Annotated in this window: 5 protein-coding genes; 1 reads left to right on the forward strand and 4 read right to left on the reverse strand. The window is 34.1% G+C overall.

Annotation, left to right across the window (positions count from 1 at the left end):
- Positions 1 to 435 precede the first annotated feature (435 nt).
- Together CFT42_RS14815 and CFT42_RS14610 are read right to left on the reverse strand one after the other, a co-directional pair.
- A complete protein-coding gene (locus CFT42_RS14815; protein WP_159458190.1) occupies positions 436 to 609 on the reverse strand; it encodes a hypothetical protein in 174 nt (57 codons plus the stop codon).
- Between the two features lie 161 nt (positions 610 to 770).
- Positions 771 to 1,685 (reverse strand): Rgg family transcriptional regulator, encoded by a 915-nt coding sequence (locus CFT42_RS14610; RefSeq protein WP_088816539.1) that lies wholly within the window; start codon positions 1,683 to 1,685, stop codon positions 771 to 773.
- Between the two features lie 705 nt (positions 1,686 to 2,390).
- Between CFT42_RS14610 and CFT42_RS14620 the strand changes: the two genes are divergently transcribed.
- Entirely contained in the window at positions 2,391 to 2,837 is a 447-nt protein-coding gene (locus CFT42_RS14620) for a hypothetical protein (RefSeq protein ID WP_088816541.1), read from the forward strand.
- 271 nt (positions 2,838 to 3,108) lie between these two features.
- On the opposite strand, the gene CFT42_RS14625 is transcribed toward CFT42_RS14620, so the two are convergent.
- Both CFT42_RS14625 and CFT42_RS14630 read right to left on the reverse strand, forming a co-directional pair.
- On the reverse strand, positions 3,109 to 3,540 hold the full coding sequence (locus tag CFT42_RS14625) for a hypothetical protein (RefSeq protein WP_088816542.1): 432 nt from the start codon (positions 3,538 to 3,540) through the stop codon (positions 3,109 to 3,111).
- Positions 3,541 to 3,765: 225 nt separating this feature from the next.
- Positions 3,766 to 4,902, reverse strand: coding sequence for a rolling circle replication-associated protein (locus CFT42_RS14630; protein ID WP_088816543.1), 1,137 nt, complete (start codon positions 4,900 to 4,902; stop codon positions 3,766 to 3,768).
- Positions 4,903 to 5,142: the final 240 nt, after the last annotated feature.

Genomic DNA, 5,142 nt, shown 5'->3' on the forward strand with positions numbered 1-5,142 from the left:
CCGCCGTCCCGCCGTCACTGCCGTTGGAGCGCTTTTGGGCGCTCCCCGTCAGTCCGTCTTCGCCGAACGCCCATTCCCTACACTCGACTTTTTTACTATTTTTTAGCTGACACAACAAAAAAAGTAAACGTCTCAATAGCTCGCTTGTAAGGCTTTTCGTCCATTCTTACAAGGTTTTCACTATCAATCCGTTTACTTTCCGATTGACTTATTAAGTCTTTGTTTATAAGATAAGCGTATCGGGTATTGCCGATATACTTACGTTTTTAAAAACAAAGTAACTTAATAGGCGAAGCCTCGTAAGAAAGCATCACCTTTCTTACTTGGTATAAAAAGTCTGTGAGCGCTAACTCATAGGCTTTTTTCGCATCCGTTATGAAGTTGTTTTTAGAATATCTCTAATTTCATGCTTTTGCAAGCGTTAACCTATATAAATTAGTTTTTCTCTCCTACCACATTTAAATCCCATTCCATTATCCAACCTATGGCACCATCATCTAAACAAACCTTGGCATTGAAGTCTCTAATCTTTAAAACAACTCCTTTCGCCCCCTTTGGACCAATCACATAATTATCTAACAAAATAACTCGATTTCCTTCCTCCAACATTTTATTAACCCCCATTCGCTTTTTGAAAAAAGCTCCGCAAAAACTTTCACAAAAAACACACTCGCCGTTAGGCAGGCAATCGAATAGGTTTCGATTGCTACGCAATTAGTGTGTAATTCAGACGCTTGAGTCAACTCCTTAAATTCCTTCTCTTCGTTCAGTCAGACATTTACCATTGACTCTTCCTGTTTAATCCATCTATTACCTGTACGTCTTTCCCAGTCTTCTTTTAAATCCTCCACAATTTCTGGATATCTCATTACACTAAGTGTAATAAATATCTTTTCCAGCTTGCTATTTATGGCTTTAAGCGACTTTTTTCCTTCTAACCAATCAATTTCAGCCAATCGAAATTCACATTCACAAATGATAAGCCCATCATGCGCAGAAATAGCCATATTAAGAATTTGATTTAAAATCGGCTTTGTTTTTTTAACTTGATTATTTAATCTAAAAGCTGTGCAGCAATTAAATAGCATTTTCATTTTCAATCGTCGTATATTCTTAAACTTTTCATATCTCTTAAATTCTTTAAGAATGCGCTTCAACATTGATTCTAAATCAGCTACATCAAACACATAAATGATATTCGAAATCATGACTAAATCACAGTATGTCCACTCTTCTTTTTTTGCTAATCCTGTCCATATTTCATAGACTTTTTGTTTTAAAAAAAATATATTTCTGTTCTTATTGAATTCTATATAACCTTGCAAAAGTATGTATAGATAACTTAAAAAAGAATCTTCTTTTTTGCCCACCTTGTCGATTCTTTTCAGTAATAGACTGATTTTCTCCACTTCTAAGCTACTTTGAATCTCAAAAAATTGATCCATAATTTGCTCAAACTCTTGTTTGTTAAAATTATTTTTAATAAACAAAAATTCATCGAATAAAATATCATTTTTATTCAAAATTTGATTTAATTTATTTAATCCAATTTGTTGAATTCCTCTCTCAACCCGATAAGCATATTGCGTTGATATAACACCTCCATAAAATTTCAGTACGGAATTATTTGCATTTTTCCGTAAAATACGTAGCGTTTCTCCCGTTATTTTTTTCTCTTTTTCCATCTTCCAACCCCCTTTTATACTTTCAGGTACAAGTTTGAAAAACTAACAGATTTTTATGTTAATTTAAACATGTAGTTTGAAAGGAGGAATTAATTATGGTTCTATTTAGTTTTATTTTTGGCATTAAGCCGATGGAACACGGCTTAATTGGGGGCTAGCTAATCAGTACAAAAAGCAAAAATAACCACTTGATTACATGGCAGTGATTATCAAGTGGCTTAGCCTATTTACTTTTAGTATATCAAAAATATCTTAAATTAACAGAATATTACTCTTCCTTCAAGCTATAGTTATATGTCTGTGTATATACTTTTCTTAACTATCCCCATAGCATGCCGTCCGCTAAAGATTTGGATTGCACAGACATAAACACAAATATTATTAGCTTATAAAAATCAAAATTATTAACACAACTACAACAATCAAATTCCAATATATTCTTTTATTCTTCGGTTTGATTTTATCATCTAAGAACACTTGTATAATGCTTAAAAACATAATTAATATGTAAAAACTCAATGCAATTGTAACTGAAATTAAATTCATGATAACCAATAGAATGATTAAAAAGAAAACTATAGACCAATTAATCCACTCATAAGCTAATAAATATTTATTTTTCATTGTTTCACCCTTCTTATCACAAAATTTATAGTCATATTTATCATTACTTTTCACAATAATTCAAAAAAGGAGAGAATCAAAATGAAAATAATTCAAAAAAAAGTAATTAAAATAGGGATCGCACTATTGTTAGTCTTCGGATTTACAGTATCACCAACAATTAACATTTTACAAAATGGCAATGAAAACGTAGCTTATGCCAAATCTAGTTATACAGGATATAAATATTGGGGTAAAATCAGCTATAGTAAGAAATTTAGAAAATTCACCGTTGGAGCTATGTCAATCACAATATCATCAATAATTCCATGGGCAAAGGCAAGAACAGCTATCCAAATAGCTTCCCTATATCACTCAATGTACGGTTCCAATGCTTATGTTGTTCAAAAGACATACAGAAACTATCTAAAAGGAGCTCATCACTCATTACTTCCCGTTTCAGAAAAAACAGTGTATTATTTCTATAAAGATAAAAAACACAAAAAATTCATTAAATCTGTAACCCGCGTCACTAAAATACGTCATTAAAGTAAGAAGGTGAGATAAATTGAAAAAAAATGTTTATAATAACATGCGAATCATTTCTAGTATACTCTTACTGTTATTTGTACTAATAAACTGGAATGGTGGTATTACATATTATATGACAGGAATTATTGTTTATTTAGGATTTACAGCCATAATTAGATATAAATACAAAAAAAGTAAACAAACAATTCAATAACTATACAATTTATCTCCAATAACCTGAAATACAGCAAAAGTAAAATAGTTTTTTAAAATTTTACTTTTGCTGTATTTATTTATGAAATAGACGTTTGAAAAAATTCTTATTTCCACTCTCTGACTCCATCTTAGCTTCTTCCAAAAATAACTGCGTTTTTTGCTGTTCTTTTAACAAAAGTTGTTGTTGTTGGTCAACTAATTTTTGCATCGTTTCTAGTTGCTTATCTTTTGTTTTTAACTGTTCATTCAACTGTGTTTTATCCTCTTTTAAGTCCTCAATTTGCTGTGACAACCTGTCAATTTCTTTGACAACTAAGTTGTCATTTTCGTTGTCAATCTGGTTGACACTATTTTTTATAAACCTTATCGCATCAACGTTTAATTTGTAAACCCCGTCAACCTTTTTAGGTGACAACGTTGTCGGTAATTGGTTGACACGCTTATACATAGCCTGACGCGATATCCCTATCTCTTTAGCTAGTTCCGTTATGGTCTTTTCTTCCAATTCGTTCCACTCCTTTTTAGGGACTCCGTTTATTCCAGTTAAACCAAACTAATTCGGTGAACTTCCAAGTAAAGTGTAGCTCATTATACTTTACTACGTAAAAAATGAGTTCTGCGAAGCTTTCAAAAAACAAAGGGCGCACTTATACACCTTCTAGGTGTTCGTGCTCTAAAAATAAATAAAAACCACACAAAACCCTACATTTTTGATCGCATCAAAGACACCTTAAGCCATACCCTTTTTTTCAGCGTGGGCATGCTCTTCATAGGCTTTTATTCGCTCGTATTTCTGTTCAATTTTAGCTAATTCATTTCGGCACAACTCTATCCAGTCGTCTTCTTCGTCCGCTTCAGCTTTCAATAAACGTTGATACCAAATTTGACGTTTCGCCAAAAATGAATCTGTATTCCAAACCTCTGAATTATACTGTTCAATAATCAAGATGTTCTCAAAATCATTTTCCACATCTTCAATTTTCAAGGATTTGCGAAGCGTTAAATTTTCAGGCTTAAACCCATAACATTTCTGTGCCTTCTTCAACTTCATATCCTTCCGATTCGGCATTTTAATTCCACGTGAATGATTATGTAACTGCATGCCACTTTCGTACATATGTAGTCGTCCACCTTTTACGACTTTTTTCGACTGGTCTCTAGTATCAGTTAAAACTGGAGACGCTCCAGGAGCCCCCAGAAGCTCGTCTACGCGTTTTTCATCTTCTTCGGTATATAAATACCCTTCTTCGTCACAATCGACCGCTACGTTCGTTAAATAGCTTGTAAAGTATGCCCCCATATTATCCGTTTTATCTGGACGTTTCACTTTCGTGATGCCATGCTTCCAAATCTTCGCATAGGTGTCATTATCAATATAAACTTTTTTCATCAACGGGAATTTCACTAACATATGAAAATGCCATGCCCCACGTTCCTGTGGCTCTGTAGCTTTCACATATTCTAAATGACCGCGAGTTTTCCCCCATTTTTTTCGACAATAATATTTAAATCGTTTTAAAAATTTATCAAAGTCCTTGCGAGCCTGCACTCTATCCGTCATATTCTCTCGATACGTCATCGTAATCCAAAGTTCATTACCAGCCCCATTAAAATTCGCATTAATCAAGTAAGACAAGCGCTTAAACGATTGTCGCAAGGAATTCATGTTATCTTTTCGTGTTTCCGATTTTTTAAATTCTCCAATTTCCCCCGTACTCTTCACGAGATATTCAGAACGGTTTAATTTCAGAATCGGGCAAGTACGATTCCAATGTTCCATATACTGAATTTCGACAATATGCCCCATGTCGGTCACTCGGACATAGTCATGATTATTAATAAAAGCATCCACTTTAGAAACTGCCATCGTCTTACCCTCCTCACACCGCACTGCTCTGCGATTCTTTTATTTTTCTCGTAAAGTTTAACTAAAATCAAGTCAATAAGAAACTCGTCGCTCGCGCTCCTCCTTTCTCGGCTCCGCCGTCCCGCCGTCACTGCCGTTGGAGCGCTTTTGGGCGCTCCCCGTCAGTCCGTCTTCGCCGAACGCCCATTCCCTACACTCGACTTTTTTACTATTTTTTAGCTGACACAACAAAAAAAGTAA

Source organism: Listeria goaensis, assembly GCF_900186125.1.
In the GTDB taxonomy this organism is placed as follows: Bacteria; Bacillota; Bacilli; order Lactobacillales; family Listeriaceae; genus Listeria; species Listeria goaensis.